We start from the raw sequence: 18,740 nt of genomic DNA on the forward strand, positions 1-18,740 counted from the left end.
GCAATTTCTGAAAATATTTACAATGCAAAGCAGTTAAAACTAATTAACACATTCTTGGGTCGCATCTTTAAAAACTTAATCTCAGGAAAAGATTATTAAGTGTAGATATTTTCTATATTCTGTAACAAAGATACAGATTCTTTTGATGAAAATTTATTTTATCAGCTTAAGTTTTCAACAGTCTATCCTCTTTTACGCTTTCTAGAACGCCTTCCGCAGCTCTTTCTCCAGAAATCATTGCTGCATTTAAAGATCCATTAAGAAGGTAATCACCAGCTAAGAAAATATTTGATTTTAGTTTTGTGTCTTTAGGATCAATGTCTGCTCGTAAATACTCTAAATCTGGTAGTGCCTTTTTTATATGATACATCTTTACAAAATTGCTTGTAGAAATATTACAAAATTGTTGAAGTTCGGATTCTACTTGCTTAACTAACTCCTTTTCTGATAATTTTATAGGTTTAACTACAGTTACTGACAACAATTGTTTGTCTGAAGAATTATTAACTCCGGAATTATTACAATAACAAATATTATTAATAATTGCATTTGCATCAGAAATTAGCCCTATTAACGCACCCTTGATGACTTTGTTTTTAACTTCGAAATAAAGGTTATAACACGATTTCCAAGAATCAGTATTACGTTCTAAATCTGGCACGATAAGATTTGGCTCAGTTGCTATTATGGTGTAATCCGTATCTAATTGCTCCCCATTTTCTAATGTAATATTATTTGTAGTAACCGATTTTACTTTAGAATTATAAAATATTTTTGTTTGATTGAGTTGAGATAGTAAATGTTCCGCAATAACTCCAATTCCTTCCTTGGGCAAAACGGCTAACCCTTCACCGAACATTTTATAAACAAACTCAAACATCCTAGAAGAGGTCTCTAGATTAGGTTCTAAAAAAATACCTGAAAAGAAAGGCTTAAAAAAGTCAGAAATTATACCATCGGAAAAACCTTTTTCTTTTAAGTATTGGAATGTTGACTTATTTTCACTTTCAAATATATCTTCAATAGACTTTCTTTTTAAAGATGTATTCAGTTTTAGTATTTTAAGTTTATCATTTAATGTGCCTACAGTGGCCTTTAAAGTGGGAAAAAAAAGACTAAAATCTCTCAAGGGATCGCCAATAGTTTGAGATTTACCGTTTTTAAAAATTACAGCACCAGGTTTAAATTTTTGTAAACTTAACACCTCGTAATCTAAATGTTTTTTCGCTTCAGGGTAACTTTCTAGCAGTACTTGAAAACCATGATCTAATTGATAATTATTAACTAAATCTGTTTTAACGCGACCTCCTACGCGACTTGTTGCCTCTATAATTTTTGGAGCAAAGCCTTGGGCTTCCAAAGTTTTCGCAGCAATTAGACCAGATATACCTGAGCCTACTATGTGAATTTTATAAGATTTCAGATTCAATTTATTCTAAAGCTTTTCTATTTTACCGACTTGTGTAATATAATCAGTTCCAGATTTAAATGTTAAGAATGCATTACCATTTGGCTTTATATCTATATAAAATTCGTCATTCTTAATTTCAAATTTTATTGAGATTTGTTGTTTGTCATCGTCATATGAAACCAAATAATTTTCTATTACCCCAGAAACATCCACATTTTTTGAACTAACTAATGCTTTTATAAAACCAGAAGCTTCATTTTTTGCTATTGTGATTTCGTTATTATCTCCTTCTAAAAGTGTTCTATCCTTGTTACTATATACAACTTCGCCAATAAACTTATAGGCTTTTGACTTCACATTTGACTTCACACTATTATACGTTGATTGAAACTTCTCCTTTTGAGTTGCTTTTGTTTGCGCACAACTATATGTAGTAGCGGAAAAGGAAAATAATAATACTAATAAAATAAGATTCTTCATTGTTACTATTTTGGATCTAATATACTGTTTATTCTTTCAATACAATCTCTATAATGGTATTTGGTTTCTGTATTTATTGCTCGTCTTGAGGCATTATTTAATACACTTTTTAACTGATTTAACTCACCTCTAACTAAAGCCCTTACGTCAGATTGATTAACATTAAAATATTGCCTACTGCGCCTTGGTTCTAAATCTTGTGTCATTAAGTAAATCATTCTATCTAAATATACACGTTGTAAATTACGTCTAAAAACAGCAACGTTAGATGCAGTATTAGATTCTTTCCAAATACCCATACGCACATCTTTTAACATATCTAAAGCTGAATAGTTTTTAGCATCCATAACTTTATGATCAATAAGTCTGCCAATCCGTTCAAAGTTCAATAAGTTATTTAAATGTCTGCTTTGTAAACCTCTCATACGGTCCGTATAACCAGCGTAACTAATATTTTTTAGAATAGCACCATCTAGCAACCAATTTGGTGTTTCAAATGCATTTTTATGCAACCATTGAATTGCTGCTTTTTGATAACTTTTGTCAACAGGATTATAGACAGAACCGCCTTGGGTTGGATTTTTGGTGTCCTCTACTACTCCACCCACATGTGTAACTACATGGCCTATGTAACGACTCCAAACACCAAGCATTTCGCCATATAATTCTGATAAATCCCCATAATTATTCGTTTTATCACTTGTCCAACTCGGTAAGTTCTTAGCTACTATTTTTAAGTTTTTAAGTCCATAAGTACTTGCTTTTATACTATTGTTACCAATATCTTCAGTTTGTGCAGTAGGATCGAAACGGCTACTTTGCTTTCCAAATTTATATTTTGGGTCACCAGCTTTTTCCATTACCCAGCTATTGAGTGTTTCCTTTTCGGCATCGGCTGAATTAGCACCAGGAATATATCTGTAACCAAAATTAATTGCATAATCATCATAAGGCCCTAATTGTCTCACAAATCGAATATTTGTATCACCAGGTTGTGCAATATAATTATAACGTGCATAATCCATTATAGTAGCAGCAATGCCGTTTTTTTGAGTAAAAGCTCCATCACGATAACTTTCTACATCATAGGCATAGCTGGCACTCATATTATGAGGTAACCCTAAAGTATGCCCAACCTCATGAGCAATAACCATCTTCATCATCTCGCCTATTTCTTCATCAGGTGTATTTAAAGTACGTGCAGACGGATTCGCAGCACCAGTTTCTAACATATATCTATTTCTGTAGGATCTTAAATGGTTGTGGTACCATATGATATCACTTTCAATAATTTCACCGCTTCTTGGGTCAGACACACTCGGACCAGTTGCATTACGTGTTGTACTTGCTACATATCTTACAACTGAATATCTAATATCTTCTGGACTAAAATCTGGATCTTCTTCTTTTGATGGCGGATCTTTTGCAATAATTGCATTTTTAAAGCCTGCAGCTTCAAATGCTTTTTGCCAAAGTTCAATACCTTCTTTCATGTAGGATCTAAACTTTTGAGGTGTCGCAGGATCTAAATAATAAACTATTGGTTTTACAGGCTCAACAAGCTCTCCTCTTTTGTAAGCTTCAATATCCTTTGGAATTAATTTCCATCTTCTTAAATACGTCTTTCTATCTGCTTTTAATTCTTCACTACTATAATCGTACTGACTTAGTGTAAACCAACCAACGCGTTCGTCAAAATAACGCGGCTGCATAGGTACTTCTGGCAATAAAATCATTGATTGGTTAACCTGTAGACTAATAGTTTGATCGCCCGTATTTACTGGAGGATTTGTTGCATTATAAGTAAAATCTTGAATAACCTCTATATTCTCTGGGAAACTTTTCATTGTATTAATGAAACTTCTAGATTTATCTAAATTTCTAACCTTATATGTTGTACGTAAACGTGCACCTAAACCACTTATAGCTTTTACATCAGAGCTATAAAAATTAGTGACATCGATAACTACAGCAGAAGAATCTTTTGAAAATGCTGCAATGTCAAAAGCGTATAATGTTGGCTCATAATTATTTGATCTTACAGAAACATTGATCGGTAGACTGTCTGCCGCAACTGCACTAGAAGATTTTTCTTTTATTAGTATTTTATCTTTAAAACGTTCCCAATTAATCATTCTGGTATTAGTTTTTGTTCCTGCATTTACATACCCTCCACCTAAATTAGCTGGTAGCTTTGCTAAACGCGTTACCAAAAGCATATCCTTATTTAAATACGTCATTGGAATTTCGTAATAATACTTCTCACCTACTAAATGTACATCGAATAAACCGTTATCAGTAACTGCATCTTTTGTAATTACTTTACCGTAATCTTTAATTTTACCTTGTTTCTTTTTAGGTACTGGCGGTTTAATTTGAGTTGTTTTTGCATTTTTAGTCTTTACTTGTTTGTTCATTGTTGCACAAGAGAACATAAAAAAACAGCAAAGTGCTAAGGTTAAAAGATTTTTCATTTGTGTTGGTCTATTTTTTATTGATTTGATAAAGATAATTAATACAATTAGAGTTTTAAATTATTTCTTAAATCCTGTTAAAAAGAGCTAGTTTTATTCAATTCTAGAGTATTTTTGCAGAAAATTAGTAACATGCCAAAATTGTTGTCCGTTTTTAGAATTATTGCTTTATTAGAAGGCATTTCTTATATCCTACTGCTCTTTATTGCGACACCTTTAAAGCATTTAGCGAATGACCCACAATATGTAAAACTATTAGGTATGCCTCATGGCGTTCTTTTTATGGCATATATCGTCTTCGCAATTTTTATCTCAAAAGATATGAAGTGGAATTCAAAAACTTTGTGGATTGTTTTATTAGCTTCAATCATTCCTTTTGGTACATTTTATATTGATAGAAAATATTTAAAATCCAATGGATAATATACGACACTTTATATACGATTTGCTTATTAAAAACGGGTTTACGGTAAATAATGCAAAGCTCATCAATATGTTAGGACTACTTATTGCATTAGTAGTAGTCGCTTTTATAGTTGATTATATCACTAAACGTTTACTTTGGAAATTTTCTTCAGGTGTAGCAAAACGTACTAAAACTAATTTTGATGACATCTTAATTAATAACAAACTACCTAGAAATGTGGCTCATATTATTCCGCTTTTAATTCTTGTGGAGTTTGTACCGCAAGTTTTTTCGGATTATGAGTACTCAGAAAATATAATTGAAAAAACGTTAAAAATAATTGCTATTATCTTAACACTTCGCATAATTAGAAGCTTATTAAATTCAATTAAAGACTATCTAAAAACATTAGACGCTTATAAAGATAAGCCTGTAGATAGATACATGCAGGTGTTTATGATTTTTGCTTGGACACTAGGGGTGTTTGGTATTTTCTCTATTCTCACAGGTGTTACTTTTATAAAGTTTGCTTTTACTTTAGGAACTGCGTCTGCTGTAATATTATTAATATTTAAGGACACTATTTTAGGTTTTGTTGCGAGCATACAGGTTTCTATAAACGATATGGTGCGTATTGGTGATTGGATTACTTTTGAGAAATACGGAGCAGATGGTGATGTTATTGAAATTAATTTAGCAACCGTTAAAGTTCAGAATTGGGATAAAACGATCACAACAATCCCAACATACGCTTTAATTTCTGATTCGTTTAAAAACTGGCGAGGAATGAAAGCTTCTGGTGGTAGACGCATTAAACGGTCTGTAATCATTAAACCTTCTACAATTCGGTTTCTAACGGAAGATGATATAAAGCGTTTTAAGAAAATTCAATTGGTATCTGCCTATTTAGAAGACCGTAACTCGGAAATTGAGCAGCACAATATTAAAAATGATATTGATAAAACGATTTTAATTAACGGACGAAATTTGACCAATTTTGGTGTTTTTAGGAAATATTTACAAACGTATATAGAAAATCACTCCGCAATAAATAAAGATATGACCTTAATGGTACGTCAGTTAGAATCTACACCACAAGGAATTCCTATGGAGATTTACGCCTTTAGTAAAGATCAACGGTGGGAAAACTATGAATATATATTAGGTGATATTTTTGATCACACTTTAGCTGCTGTAAAGTATTTTGATTTAGAAATTTACGAACTGTCTTTGGGCATAAAAAACTAATCGTCTTCCTTTAATCGCTCACTTACAAATTCTACTCGAGTTTTGCCATGCGGTTTTGGTTTGCCGTTAGGTCCTAGGTTTACCATTATAATGTTATCTACGGTTAGGATGGTTTCTCTTGTCATCTTATTTCTTACCTCGCATTTCATTGTTAATGAAGATTTTCCAAACTTTACAACTTCCATACCTATCTCTACAATATCACCTTTTTTAGCAGATGCCATAAAGTTAATTTCAGACATATATTTGGTTACAATTTTAGAGTTCTCTAATTGTATAATTGTATATAATGCAGCCTCTTCATCAATCCAAGCTAAAAGCTGACCTCCGAATAGTGTACCATTAGGATTTAAATCTTCGGGTTTCACCCATTTTCTTGTATGAAATCTCATTTTATTTAATTTTGACTTTTTATAGGTACTTTTAAATTTGTTCCTATTTCGGTATTTAATTGTTCTATTAAATACGCCGAAAGTAAAGGTGATTCTTTTTTTATGTTTTGATGTATGAAGAAATTAACCTCATTAATGCCGTTAGCTTTCCATTTTTTTAAGCGTTGTACCCAATCATCTAATCTTTCATAATCTATATTATGATTAGTATCCACATAGCGAATGAATGCTCTAGAATTAGTTAGCCTCATATGTAGTATGTCTCGCCTTCCTGCAGTATCTACAATTACATTAGAAATATTGTTTTCTTCTAAAAGTTGATATAATTCCCCAGCAATTCCAGTATCATTATACCAAGTAGTATTTCTAAACTCCATTGCTAATGGCACTTCTCTTGGCCAACTTTCTGCAAAATCAATAACTCTATTAAAATCCTTTGGAGAAAAGTTACTATGCATTTGTAAAAATATACAACCTAGTTTTTCTTTTAGATTTATAGCACTGTTTAAATAATTATCTATAACAGGGTTGATATCTTTATTAAGTCGTTTCCAATGACTTACCTCTTGATTCATTTTTGGGAAAAACCGGAAGTTTTCTGGTGTTTTGCTGTACCACTTTGAAAACTGTTCTGGTGAAAAAATTCTATAGAATGTTGCATTTAATTCTATGGCATTAAACTGTCGCGAATAGTATTCTAAATCATCTTTAGTGCCACGTGGATAAAAGCCTTGTAGATCTGCTCTATTCCATTTTGCACAGCCAACAAATACGTTTATGTTGTCAGCCGCATTTTTGTTGAGTGTTTTTAAAGTATCAGGATGATCTTCTGGCAAAGTAAAATCTATGTCTTGCGGATTGTCTACTCTTCCGAATTTCATACTTAACAATTTACTCAAAGATAAAGGTTAATTGTTTCAGAATGGTTTGAAATTTATAACATTTTTGAATTCGAAAATTGGTTTTGTTGATAAGACCGTTAACAAGATATTCTCTTTACAATTCTATGCGATTACTTAATACTTAAATTTAGAATATAATTAAGGTAAAAACATTATGGATTCTAGAACAAAAGACCTTCTGTCAATAAGACCAACAATTGCTTCAGCGAAAGTATATGATAATATGGGCTCTGAAGAGTTATTTCAAAATGCGACTTTAAGACCTATTATAAAGATGCAACACTCCTTATTAATAGCAGTTTTCAGCAACTATATTACTAAGCGAAAGAATGTATTCTACGATTTATCTTTACCAAAACAATTAGTTTACATAGAGAACGCAGTGCATAAGGACATGAAGTTTAGAAATTCTGTAAAAGGTATGGTTATAGGTCAGTTTACTACAGAAGAATATAGTTTATATATTAAAAACTCATCTGCACTAAATAAACGTATAATGAATATTGTTAAAGAACGTCTTATCAGTAGCGTTCAATTATTTGTAAACGAAGTATTAAAAGCCGTTTAAAGTAAAGATTCCCCGTTAAGATTGGTGGTGAGGACGTCGCTCATATAATCAAAATATGGTCTTATTATCTTATATGATGTATTCACTTTATTTAAGAAATCTTCTGATAACACTTCTTTATCAGAATACTTTTTAGTAAAAATGAATTGTTTTCTTTTTATCAGATCTATTGCCGGATGCTGTTTGTCGAAATCTCTTGGTGCAGTTTTAAGTTCGTCACCAACAAAACCTCCCCATGTTGATTTAAAAGTTTTATTATTAAGAATAGCTCTTATTTCGCTATCATCCATTTCAAATTCTTTTCTAATTCGGAATAGATCTTCTTTGTTTGGGTTCCAAAACCCTGTTGCAATAAAAGATTCATTGTTTGGTTGAATGTGTAAATAGTATCCACCTCTTAGTTCTGGTTTGTGCCTAGCAAAGGAACCACCAAAATGCGTTTTATATGGAAGTTTATTTTTCGAGAATCTAACATCTCTATATATTCTGAAGATTTTAATTTTCTCAATCTTATCGTGTGCATTCATTAATTCGCCTAAGTGATTATAAGCAGATTTAACTTTAGCCTCTATAGCTTTAAACTCTGGTTTGTGGGCATTAAACCAATCTCTATTGTTATTATTAGATAACTTTTTAAAAAACGCTAGTGTTTCTCTTGGAATAGTTGTTTTCATAAAGGTTATAGTTTATAGTTAAAATACGAATATTTATCATTTAAATCTTCTAAAGCTCTTTCAAAACCATTGGGCTTATCTATTTGATCATACTTTTCAAGTATAGCCTTTACTTTATCTAGATATCTTAAACTATGTTTTCTGTAAGACTCATCTTGATTTTTACTATATAAATGCTTATATAATGTAGCAATATTGTGACATATATCGCAAATTTTCATATCTACTGCATTTGTATTTCTAGTAAGTTTAATGTGGTTATAATAAATCTCTAAACTTTTTTCGTAATATTCAATTGCAAATCGATAATTTTTAAAGCACAAAGTTTGAAAACTTGCTAAGGAAGCTAATGATTGTGCATAAAGTATTGAAAATTGTCTAGGGTTTTTTCTTACTAATGCCAAACTTATATCTAAGCTTTTTTCTAATTGTACTAAACCTTCCCTACACTCGCCACTCTCTGAAAATAAAAATTCCCCGTAATCCTTACATATATTCGTTAAAATGAGTAGGTGCTTTGAATTTTTATTATCCATAAAACTTTTCATTATTTTTATTGCTAATTGGTAATTTTTATTCGTGTCTTCATACAGATTTAATTCTGACTGTCCATAAGCTAAATTATGTAGAGTTTTAGAGTAGTCTACGAAAAATCTTTTTCTGTTATTTTTAAATAACTCTAACAAAATATCAATTGCATCTTCTAAATATGATATACCAATGGCAAAGTTTCTTTTTTCGATATGATAATAACCGATATTATGCTTAATCAGTGCCTTAACTCTTATAAGTTTTTCAGTTGAAGAATTTTCCAAACCATCAATGGAATCTAAAACATCTTTTAGGGTCTTAATACTATAATCATATTTAAAAGACTTTGCAGTTAAATTTGAGTAGTTAAACAATGAAAAAATCAGTTCTTCATTAGATTTGGTAGATTCATCTTTAACTAGTTTTTTTGATAATTCAATAGCTCGTAAAAAATAATATTCCGCTAACTCAAAGTTTATAAGTGGGCTGTCATTAGCATGTAAATTTCCAATACTATTTAATGTATTTATTAAAGATGTAATATTACTTTTTAAGCCAAATTCAACTTGTTTTTCTCTAATTAATAGAGCTACGCCAAGTTGTTTCATGGCTAAATTAAATTCGTAATTCTCTTTGTATAAAATACCAAGATTATGCGCTACTTCAGATTTTCTAACTGGAGTATCTGCTAATAATTCTGCTTTCTTATAGTAGTAAATTGAATTAGAGTATTGATTTTGATTGTGTAAAAAAACAGCGTATTCAATGATAGTTTTATAATCTTCTTCGTTTAGTAAACTTAATGTTCTCTTATAAATACTATCAACTTCATCAAACTTCCCAACGAACTGAAGAATTCTGCACTTTAATAAAAGCAAGTTTTTTTTTGAGTTTAAACTTTTTTCGTTAGCAATATTATTTTCTGACAATAATTTAACCGATAAATCAATTTTTCCATGAAGAAAATTATCTAATGCATTTATGTATGTTCTTGAATACTCTGTTATTTTTTTACCATTAAAATTTTCTATATACTTCAGAAGCTCTACTCTGATTTCATCATCATTAGTTTCTAAAGCAGATACTCTATCAGCTAATTGTTGATATTGTTCATTAAATAAACCCTTTTTTTTCTCTATTATTTTAAGTTGACTCTCTTTAATTTTTAATTGTTTATCCGTTTTTTTTAAAATTTTATTTATTAATAAATCTACATTAATATCTTTTTGAGCCTCAACTCCCTTAACCTCATAATTTAAATAGTAATTACCGTTTTTACTATTTATATTAAACTTTATGAAACTTTTTAATTCCAGATTTCTAAAATAGAAGAATATAAATAAAATTATTAATACTAATAAAACAATAAGTAATTGAAAATCTGTTTGGAAATATGAAATGAGTAACTGAACAATTTCTTTTAAAATTTTATTTTGGATTTTCTCAAAATAGTATGAGAGAAGATTTGGCAAAAAATCGTTAATTTTACTGAATTCGGCTAGAATAAATGCCATTAATAATCCACTAACTGAATAGAAGTTTTTTTTCGGCTTTATCCTTAAGTAAAGTTTCAAAAGCACTTTTAAGATGTCTTTTATTGACATTAATTATTTTAGTTTAAATAAATTCTCTTTTTTTATAAAAATAAAAAAAAGCCATCAGTTTTGATGGCTTTTAATTGATTATGTAAATTTAATTTTAGTTATCAACAGCATCTTCAACTTCATCTGCCGCATCTTCTATTGCATCGCCAGTTTCGTCAACTGCTTCTTCAATTTTGTCGCCTGTAGACTTTTCTTCTCTACAACTTGTAGTTATTAAACTTAAACTAAATAGTGCTATAAATAAGTATGTGAATTTTTTCATTTTTATTGTTTTATATGTTTAAAATTATTAAATATATTAATTACACGTCTCTAGATTTTTTTTGATGAGCCTCTAAATAAAGACAATACAAAAAGTATTAAGAATAAGAAGAAACATATTTTAGCTATAGTAGCTGCTCCTCCTGCTATTCCGCCAAATCCTAAAACTCCGGCAATTATTGCAATTATTATAAATGTGATTGTCCAACGTAACATTTTTTTAAATTTTTTAATGATTAGTATTAATGGTAAATCTGATTATCAGACCACCAATGTGTTTCAGATTAATTCTGAATTTTAAATTATTTTATGAAATTTAATTAGTAGAAAAAGCTTCTTTAATATCTGGCGACTTAACGCTTAACTTATTATCGAACTGAAGAGTTCTAATTGGGAAAGGGATATTTATTCCTTCTTTATCATAAGCCTTCTTAATTTCTATAATAGCTGTAGTTTTTGCTTTTAATTTCTCGAGCATACTTTCTGCATCAATCCAGAAACGACATAAGAAGTTAATTGAACTATCCCCAAATTCTGTATAATAAAATTCTACATCGTCAGGCGTTTCTACCTGATTAAAAGTATTAGCAATAGTATTTTTTGTTAAGTCTTGCACATACTCTAGATCCGACTCGTAGCCTACTCCACATTCTAAGAACACTCTCATTCTTGTTGTAAGCGAATAATTTTTTAATGGATTTTCTAAAATTGTTTTATTAGGTATTACGACTAAATTATTATCAGCTTCCTTAAGTGTAAAATCTTTTAGGTTTATATCTATAACTTCTCCCGAAAAACCCGTAGTTTCTACCCAATGCCCTATTTGTATCTTCTTTCTGAACGATAAAATAAGACCGGCAAAAGTGTTAGCCAAAGTGCCTTGAAGTGCTAAACCGATAGCTAAACCTACTACTCCAGCACCTGCTAATAAAGAGGTTAACGCTTTTCCTAAATTCATAACACCGAGAGCCATAAATAATCCTAAGGCCACTACAATAACAGCAGATACTCTTGCTATTGCATTTTTAATTGAATCTTGTTCTACTTTTTTACCAACTAACTTTCCTACTAATCTACTTATGTATTTGGCAGCGAAATAAGATGCTGTCATTACTAATATCGCTAGGATAAAGTTTGGAATATATTCTATTGTTGTATTAAACCAGCCTTGTAATTTTTCAATTAAATTTTCTAATGCTGTACTAAATTGTTCTTTCATTATTTGTTTTGATTGTTTTCTAGTTAATTAAAATTTTTATTTAAAATTTACTCTAATTACTAGATAACGCTCTCATTCAATTGTGAAGTTGTTTCTTTTGTAAATGCGTCTAACATCCAACTACTTTTTTCTAACTCTCTAATATAAGCGCCAATTAAATCAGTAGTTCCTTCGTCATGACTATTTTCTGCCTTATTGATAACTTTAGACATTTGCTTTAATAGTGTTGAGTGGTTATCTAAAATGGCTATTACCATTTGTTTATCAGATTGTTTAGATGAAACTTCTTTTATAGAAGCTGTAGCCAAGTAATCCTTAAGATTACTCATCGGATGATATCTTAGTGTTAATATACGTTCTGCTATTTCATCGATTTTTATTCTAGCATCTGTATATAATTCTTCAAATTTTTCATGTAACTCAAAAAAGTTTTCACCTAAAATGTTCCAATGAAAATTTCTTAGATTTTGGTAATATATGTGATAATCGGCTAATAAAGTATTTAACTCTACCACAGTTGGTAATAATTTGTCATCATTCATATTCAAGTAACTCATAATTATTTTTAAAATTTTAATTGTTATTAATTTCGTCTATACTTAATATATAGCGATATACACTTTTGTCAAGTGGTTTAACAGTGTTTAACAACGCAGTACCTCTATTAACAAAAAGTTTTGTTAAAGAAAGCGTTAAGTGTTAAAGGGTTTTAACGTGTTAGTATCTTAATTTATAATTCTTGTAATTAACTTGTGAGTTGTAAGAATTTTTACTATCATGCAGTACTTTTAAAACACACACTAATTTTATGGGTAGACCAGCAACAAGACCAACAAAACTAAAGGACGGTTACTATATTGAGATCCGAAACAAAGGCTCAAGATCAGGAGTAAAACTCTATAGTGGCACAAAATTACAGATGCATCGTGCAATAAAAATGTACGAGCGTTCTAAAGAAGTACTTATTTTAGGAGAATCTGTTAACGGAAAGTTTGTTGATAAGGAGCCAAAATTACATGTAGTGAGCTAACTATATATAATCGAATTTAAAAAGGGTAGAAATAAATTATTTCTACCCTTTTTAGGTTTTAAGATGTTTGTAATAAATAAGACTTTATTATTTTTTTCATAAATTGAAATTATAACTAACTAATAAAATCAACTTTATTATGACAAATTCAATTAACAAACCACCTATTTGGTTTTGGGTGGTAAGTGTATTAGCACTTGTATGGAATGGATTAGGTGTAATGGCCTACTTAGGTAAAGCTTTCGCTACAGACGAAATGATCGCTGCTTTACCCGAAGAACAACAAGCAGAATTTTTAATGGAATATCCTGCGTGGTATACAGCAGCATTCGCTTTGGCAGTGTTTTGTGGCGCATTAGGCTGTATTGCATTATTAATTAGGAAAAAATGGGCACATCCACTTTTTGTTATTTCTGCTATTGGTGCAATTGTTCAACATTTTTATCTTTTTGCCAATGTTAAAATGACTGGTGCACAAATTGTAATGCCAGTTTTAGTTATTCTGGTGTGTGTTCTATTAATTTTCTTTTCTAAAAGCTCTACTGCAAAAGGATGGCTTAATTAAATAATATAACCAACCAATCTTAAAAGAGGTGCTTACTTAATGTTAGTACCTTTTTTTATTGAAAATTAACCGAATGTAATATTAAACCCGATGCAGGTGCAATGTAATCCATAACTTCAGTGCTGTCTTGTTGTAATGTGTTTTCAATGTAATCTAGAGTCACCTCTCCTCTTCCTAATTTAATTAAGCATCCAAACATTAATCTAATTTGATTACGCATAAACCCCTTACCTACAACTTTAAATACATACGAATGCTCAGGGAAAAAATTAGCAGTATATATGTTATTATCAATAATTTCTGAAGAATCAATAGTTCTAAAATACTGACCTTTATCAGTTGCTCTGTAACAATATGTTTTAAAATTATGCGACCCTTCAAACAATTTGGCACCTTCTTTCATTAATGAAATATTCAGAGGTTCTAGTATTGTGGTTAATATCGGTGCGCAAAATGGGTGATTTTTTTTTCCTTGTGAAAACACATAATGATACTCTTTTAACTTAGAATCTTGTATGATATTAAACGCTTTATCAACTTCCTTTATAGATAACGCCCTAATATCTTGTGGTAAATTGTGATTAAAAAGATTTAAAAATGCGTCAAAATCGATTAAAGGTTCATTATAAATAAATAATTCTAAAGCTGCTTCGTTGGCAGAGACCATAGCGTCCGTTCTCCCAGCTCCTAATGTTTTAAAACGCACATCTTTTAAAATATACTTTAATGTTCTATCAATCATTAGATGAATCGTTTTTACATCTGGCTGTTTTTGCCAACCATGAAAACGATAGCCTAAATATTGAATTTTTATGAGGTAATAAAATCGTTTATCAAACATGGTAGCAAGAACGTTATTTTATTGAAGATTCCAAAAGCAATGCTTATTTTTATAATTCAAAATATAATCTTGAAAAAAAAATACCCATTCGATCCTTTATTAAAACACCATCTCATAATAGGCCTATTATTAGCCATATGGATATTTGTGTTTCTGTTTTTCACAGAACCTTTAGACGTTAACGAGTTTAATACTAACGAGAAATTAGTGTTTTTACCAGGTTATGGCTTATTAGGTGGATTTTGTTACCTCATGTTTTTACCATTTCAATATTACTTATATAAAAGGTTTAATAAAAATTGGACAGTTTTTAATGAGGTATTATATCTATTAATATTTTCTATAGTAACAATTGTTATAGCTAGAGGCTATTATCTTTATGTGGTAATGATTGGTCAACAAAACCCATATACTTTAGGGTATATGTTAATATCTATTTTTCTGCCCGCAATTGCCACTATACTTCCTATAATTATTATTGCCAGATTTGCCTTTGGGAAATATCATGAAAAACGTTTAGATGATCAAAAAATTGAAATTAAAGGAGAAGGCAATTATGAGGGTTTAAGACTACAATTAAATGAAATAATATGTATTCAATCCTCAGATAATTATATTGAAGTTCTTTATGTGTCTTCGAAAACAATTAAAAAAACATTGATAAGAAATAAGCTATCTGTAATTGATCAAGAATTTTCCGATTTAATACGAACGCATCGTTCGTATTTGGTTAATCCTTTTCATTATCAACAATGGAAAACAGATAACGGAAAACATTTTCTCTTATTAAATTATGATGTTGAAGTACCAATATCAAAAACTTACCTTAAGTCTGTAAAAGACATCATGCATTCTACCACAATCTAAAGTCATTTCGCCCCAAAGCACTGTTATTATTGATTTAATAGGATTTCCATAAGTAAATTTGTTTCAAGAAAGTTTAACAAAAAACAATTTATTATGAGAACTATTATCACATTTATTTTAATTTCATTGATTTCATTATTAGGATTAAATGCTCAAAAAGAACAAAAGGAAATTTTAATCGTAGGTACAATGCATACCGTTCCCAAAATAGTTAAAAAGAGTTATAAGCCTATGCTAAGAAGAGCTATTAACTATAATCCTACAGCTATATATGTTGAAAGCCCTAGAGGAAATGATACCAGTAGTTGGGAATATCTTAAAGATGGATGGTCTAAAAATTATAAAGCATTCTATTATTTATCAGACTCTATACAAAAGTCATTTGTACCAAATACAGAAAAATACAATTCAATATTAAACAAATCATTTTCGCAAATGTCTTCAGAAGATTTAGATTTTATGATTACCACTTTTGCTTATAATAGAGATAATGCTAATCATGAGTTTTATACATATATTAAGAAGAATGGAGTTAACGGTTCCAAAAGCCCTACACGACACGAGGATGGTGACTTAACCTTTAAGTTAGCTTTATCAAAAGATATGAAGTTATTAACATCTATGGATGATCAACAAACGAATGGAGAATACCATAATGCTTGGGCAAAATGTTCTAAAGAGGGTCAAAAAAACGGTAATAATAATATAATATCTAAGTTGAATAAAAAAGCCTATAACTCTTCTATTTTTCCAGCAATATTTAGAGGTTTAGGAAATCATACAAACAAAAGAAAGTCTTTAGAGCGTTTGCATAAGATGAGTTCTTTTGAATATGCAAAAGTTATAACTGATGGCTGTACTGAAGGACTACGCTACTGGAATGAGCGCAACCAACGTATGGCAAAAAACATTGCAGAACAAGTTATCGCCTCAAGCTCAGAGCGTAATATTGTATTAGTTGGTGCATCTCACGTTATCGGACTTGAAAAAGAATTAAAAGAAAACTATCCTAATTTAAAAATAGTTCTTGTTGGTGAATAAACTTTCTGAATATTTACCAGTAAACAAAGCTGTTATATTTTAAAAGTATAACAGCTTACTTTTTTTCTCTACTTTTTAGAACATCTACAACATTATTTAATCTGAAACCTTTAGCTTGTAATAGCATGAGATAATGAAATAATAGGTCTGCAGATTCATCTAAAAACAAACCATCATTATTGTCTTTAGCCTCAATAACAACTTCTACAGCCTCTTCTCCTACTTTTTGCGCCACTTTATTAATACCCTTTGCAAATAAGGATGCCACATACGACTTTTCTGAATCTGCATTTTCAATTCTTGAAGCGATTGTAGTTTCTAGTTTTGAAATAAATCCATAGGACTGCTTGTTTTCTTCATTCCAACAAGTATCTGTACCTTTATGACAAGTTGGTCCTTTAGGATTAACTTTAATCAATAAAGAATCACTATCACAGTCCAATTTTATATCAACAAGATTAAGAACATTGCCACTTTCTTCTCCTTTTGTCCAAAGACGTTGTTTGGTTCGACTAAAAAAAGTAACCAACTTAGTTTCTATACTCTTCTTTAGAGCTTCAGAATTCATATAACCTAACATCAATACTTTATTGGTTGAGGCATCTTGAATTACAGCTGGCACTAAGCCATTTGGGTTTTTATTGAAATCTACGTTCATAATCTAACTTCGATATTATTTTTCTTTAATTCTGTTTTCAATTCTAAAATAGGTATTTCACCAAAGTGAAAAACACTTGCAGCTAAAGCAGCATCAGCTTTTCCTTCTTTAAAGGTATCCATAAAATGTTGCACTGTACCAGCACCACCAGAAGCTATGATTGGTATATTGACGAGTTCTGATAGTTTTTCCAATGCTTTATTAGCAAAACCACTTTTAGTACCATCATGATCCATAGAGGTAAATAAGATTTCACCTGCACCACGTGTTTCGACTTCTTTGGCCCAATCAAATAATTTTATATCTGTCGGAATCGTTCCACCTGCCAAATGGACTAACCACTCACCTTCTACTTGTTTAGCATCAATAGCAACTACGACACATTGACTTCCAAATTTATCAGATAACTCATTAATTAAATCTGGGCGCTTTACAGCAGAAGAATTAATAGACACTTTATCTGCTCCGCAATGTAAAAGGACGTCTACATCTTCAATAGAAGAAATACCACCACCAACTGTAAAAGGAATATTGACTTGCTCTGCGACTCTCAAAACCATATCGTGCATGGTTTTACGATTCTCTAATGTAGCTGCAATATCTAGAAACACTAACTCATCTGCTCCTAATTCAGCATATTGCTTAGCTAAAACAACAGGGTCACCTGCATCTCTTAGGTCTACAAAGTTAACACCTTTGACGGTTCTTCCGTTTTTGATGTCTAGGCATGGTACAATTCTTTTTGTTAACATAATTCTTTGTCATTCCTGCGAAGGCAGAAATCTAATTATTTTAGTTTCAAAGCGGATTCCGCATCAAGTGCGGAATGACAATCTTCAAATTAATTATTTAATATAAAATTCTCTAATTGTTTTAAGCTAATTCTATTTTCATAAATAGCTTTCCCAATAATTACACCTTCACAACCCATTGTTTCTAACTTAGGTAATTCATTAAATGCGGAAATTCCTCCTGAAGCGATAAGTTTTATATTACTCATTTCATTTAGAATTCTTTGATACAAATCAAATGAAGGGCCTTCTAGCATACCATCTTTTGATATATCTGTACAAATCACATAATCAATACCTTTAGACTGATAGTCTTTAACAAAAGGTATAACTTCTAAACCACTTTCTTCTTGCCAACCAGAAATCGCTATTTTCTCATTATTACAATCTGCACCAAGTATAACTTTATCTGACCCATAGGTAGTAATCCAATCTTGAAAAATTTCAGGATTTTTAACTGCGATACTTCCACCTGTAATTTGATGTGCACCAGATTCGAAAGCAATTTTTAGATCTTCATTAGATTTTAAACCACCTCCAAAATCAATTTTTAGATTTGTTTTAGTTGCAATAGCTTCAAGAACGTTGTAGTTTACGATATGACTTGCTTTAGCTCCATCTAAATCTACAACATGCAAATACTCTATACCCGAATCTTCAAAAGCTTTAGCTACTTCAACTGGGTTTTCATTATATACCTTTTTAGTGTCGTAATCCCCTTTTGTAAGACGCACACATTGACCATTTATTATATCTATTGCTGGTATTATTCTCATG

The 18,740-nt window shown here is 30.5% G+C and carries 22 protein-coding genes; 7 read left to right on the plus strand and 15 right to left on the minus strand.

The features are described from left to right. Positions 1-166: 166 nt before the first annotated feature. Genes ACFWU4_RS13175 through ACFWU4_RS13185 form a run of 3 tightly spaced genes read right to left on the minus strand, consistent with a single transcriptional unit; the run spans position 167 to position 4,365 of the window. On the minus strand, positions 167-1,429 hold the full coding sequence (locus tag ACFWU4_RS13175) for an NAD(P)/FAD-dependent oxidoreductase (protein ID WP_411128633.1): 1,263 nt from the start codon (positions 1,427-1,429) through the stop codon (positions 167-169). A 6-nt stretch (positions 1,430-1,435) separates the two neighbouring features. Next, positions 1,436-1,891: a hypothetical protein gene (locus ACFWU4_RS13180; protein WP_411128635.1), complete on the minus strand. Its 456-nt coding sequence runs from the start codon at positions 1,889-1,891 to the stop codon at positions 1,436-1,438. A gap of 5 nt (positions 1,892-1,896) precedes the next feature. Continuing rightward, positions 1,897-4,365, minus strand: a complete 2,469-nt coding sequence (locus tag ACFWU4_RS13185; protein WP_411128637.1) for a zinc-dependent metalloprotease — start codon at positions 4,363-4,365, stop codon at positions 1,897-1,899. Positions 4,366-4,497: 132 nt separating this feature from the next. Here ACFWU4_RS13185 and ACFWU4_RS13190 point away from each other — a divergent pair, with 132 nt between their 5' ends. Continuing rightward, complete coding sequence (locus ACFWU4_RS13190; protein ID WP_411128639.1) at positions 4,498-4,788, plus strand: DUF3817 domain-containing protein; 291 nt, start codon at positions 4,498-4,500, stop codon at positions 4,786-4,788. After that, on the plus strand, positions 4,781-6,019 hold the full coding sequence (locus tag ACFWU4_RS13195; protein ID WP_411128641.1) for a mechanosensitive ion channel family protein: 1,239 nt from the start codon (positions 4,781-4,783) through the stop codon (positions 6,017-6,019). The genes ACFWU4_RS13190 and ACFWU4_RS13195 overlap by 8 nt, the downstream gene beginning before the upstream one ends. Here ACFWU4_RS13195 and ACFWU4_RS13200 read toward each other — a convergent pair. Together ACFWU4_RS13200 and ACFWU4_RS13205 are read right to left on the minus strand one after the other, a co-directional pair. Beyond that, complete coding sequence (locus ACFWU4_RS13200) at positions 6,016-6,411, minus strand: acyl-CoA thioesterase (RefSeq protein WP_411128643.1); 396 nt, start codon at positions 6,409-6,411, stop codon at positions 6,016-6,018. The two genes, ACFWU4_RS13195 and ACFWU4_RS13200, sit on opposite strands and share 4 nt — an antisense overlap. Positions 6,412-6,416: 5 nt before the next feature. Then, positions 6,417-7,292 carry a DUF72 domain-containing protein gene (locus ACFWU4_RS13205; RefSeq protein WP_411128645.1) on the minus strand — a complete coding sequence of 292 codons (876 nt, stop codon included), beginning with the start codon at positions 7,290-7,292 and terminating at the stop codon, positions 6,417-6,419. Positions 7,293-7,467: 175 nt separating this feature from the next. On the opposite strand from ACFWU4_RS13205, the gene ACFWU4_RS13210 reads away from it, so the two are divergent. Continuing rightward, a complete protein-coding gene (locus tag ACFWU4_RS13210) occupies positions 7,468-7,881 on the plus strand; it encodes a glyoxalase (protein ID WP_411128647.1) in 414 nt (137 codons plus the stop codon). Here ACFWU4_RS13210 and ACFWU4_RS13215 read toward each other — a convergent pair. From ACFWU4_RS13215 to ACFWU4_RS13240, 6 genes are all read right to left on the minus strand, one after another. Beyond that, on the minus strand, positions 7,878-8,555 hold the full coding sequence (locus tag ACFWU4_RS13215) for a DUF2461 domain-containing protein (RefSeq protein WP_411128649.1): 678 nt from the start codon (positions 8,553-8,555) through the stop codon (positions 7,878-7,880). The two genes, ACFWU4_RS13210 and ACFWU4_RS13215, sit on opposite strands and share 4 nt — an antisense overlap. Before the next feature lie 5 nt (positions 8,556-8,560). Beyond that, on the minus strand, positions 8,561-10,690 hold the full coding sequence (locus tag ACFWU4_RS13220) for a hypothetical protein (RefSeq protein WP_411128651.1): 2,130 nt from the start codon (positions 10,688-10,690) through the stop codon (positions 8,561-8,563). Between the two features lie 94 nt (positions 10,691-10,784). Further along, positions 10,785-10,952 carry a hypothetical protein gene (locus ACFWU4_RS13225; protein ID WP_411128653.1) on the minus strand — a complete coding sequence of 56 codons (168 nt, stop codon included), beginning with the start codon at positions 10,950-10,952 and terminating at the stop codon, positions 10,785-10,787. A 50-nt stretch (positions 10,953-11,002) separates the two neighbouring features. After that, positions 11,003-11,167 (minus strand): DUF1328 family protein, encoded by a 165-nt coding sequence (locus tag ACFWU4_RS13230; RefSeq protein ID WP_411128655.1) that lies wholly within the window; start codon positions 11,165-11,167, stop codon positions 11,003-11,005. 100 nt (positions 11,168-11,267) lie between these two features. Further along, on the minus strand, positions 11,268-12,170 hold the full coding sequence (locus tag ACFWU4_RS13235; protein WP_411128657.1) for a mechanosensitive ion channel family protein: 903 nt from the start codon (positions 12,168-12,170) through the stop codon (positions 11,268-11,270). Between the two features lie 59 nt (positions 12,171-12,229). Further along, the gene (locus tag ACFWU4_RS13240; protein ID WP_411128659.1) at positions 12,230-12,727 is read right to left on the minus strand and encodes a Dps family protein; all 498 of its coding nucleotides are present in this window, start codon (positions 12,725-12,727) and stop codon (positions 12,230-12,232) included. A 251-nt stretch (positions 12,728-12,978) separates the two neighbouring features. On the opposite strand from ACFWU4_RS13240, the gene ACFWU4_RS13245 reads away from it, so the two are divergent. After that, positions 12,979-13,200: a hypothetical protein gene (locus tag ACFWU4_RS13245; protein ID WP_411128661.1), complete on the plus strand. Its 222-nt coding sequence runs from the start codon at positions 12,979-12,981 to the stop codon at positions 13,198-13,200. A 139-nt stretch (positions 13,201-13,339) separates the two neighbouring features. Continuing rightward, complete coding sequence (locus ACFWU4_RS13250) at positions 13,340-13,765, plus strand: hypothetical protein (protein WP_411128663.1); 426 nt, start codon at positions 13,340-13,342, stop codon at positions 13,763-13,765. Positions 13,766-13,820: 55 nt separating this feature from the next. On the opposite strand, the gene truA is transcribed toward ACFWU4_RS13250, so the two are convergent. Further along, entirely contained in the window at positions 13,821-14,606 is a 786-nt protein-coding gene (gene truA / locus ACFWU4_RS13255) for a tRNA pseudouridine(38-40) synthase TruA (RefSeq protein WP_411128664.1), read from the minus strand. A 69-nt stretch (positions 14,607-14,675) separates the two neighbouring features. On the opposite strand from truA, the gene ACFWU4_RS13260 reads away from it, so the two are divergent. Both ACFWU4_RS13260 and ACFWU4_RS13265 read left to right on the plus strand, forming a co-directional pair. Next, entirely contained in the window at positions 14,676-15,473 is a 798-nt protein-coding gene (locus tag ACFWU4_RS13260; RefSeq protein ID WP_411128666.1) for a LytTR family DNA-binding domain-containing protein, read from the plus strand. Between the two features lie 93 nt (positions 15,474-15,566). Continuing rightward, the gene (locus ACFWU4_RS13265) at positions 15,567-16,514 is read left to right on the plus strand and encodes a DUF5694 domain-containing protein (protein ID WP_411128668.1); all 948 of its coding nucleotides are present in this window, start codon (positions 15,567-15,569) and stop codon (positions 16,512-16,514) included. Between the two features lie 55 nt (positions 16,515-16,569). On the opposite strand, the gene hisIE is transcribed toward ACFWU4_RS13265, so the two are convergent. From hisIE to hisA, 3 genes are all read right to left on the minus strand, one after another. Continuing rightward, entirely contained in the window at positions 16,570-17,172 is a 603-nt protein-coding gene (hisIE, locus tag ACFWU4_RS13270; protein WP_411128670.1) for a bifunctional phosphoribosyl-AMP cyclohydrolase/phosphoribosyl-ATP diphosphatase HisIE, read from the minus strand. Beyond that, a complete protein-coding gene (gene hisF, locus ACFWU4_RS13275; RefSeq protein ID WP_411128672.1) occupies positions 17,169-17,924 on the minus strand; it encodes an imidazole glycerol phosphate synthase subunit HisF in 756 nt (251 codons plus the stop codon). Before hisF ends, hisIE begins: the two co-directional genes overlap by 4 nt. Before the next feature lie 89 nt (positions 17,925-18,013). Beyond that, complete coding sequence (hisA, locus tag ACFWU4_RS13280) at positions 18,014-18,739, minus strand: 1-(5-phosphoribosyl)-5-[(5-phosphoribosylamino)methylideneamino]imidazole-4-carboxamide isomerase (RefSeq protein WP_411128674.1); 726 nt, start codon at positions 18,737-18,739, stop codon at positions 18,014-18,016. Position 18,740 lies beyond the last annotated feature (1 nt).

This window comes from Winogradskyella sp. PE311, from assembly GCF_046545555.1.
Taxonomy (GTDB): Bacteria; Bacteroidota; Bacteroidia; order Flavobacteriales; family Flavobacteriaceae; genus Winogradskyella.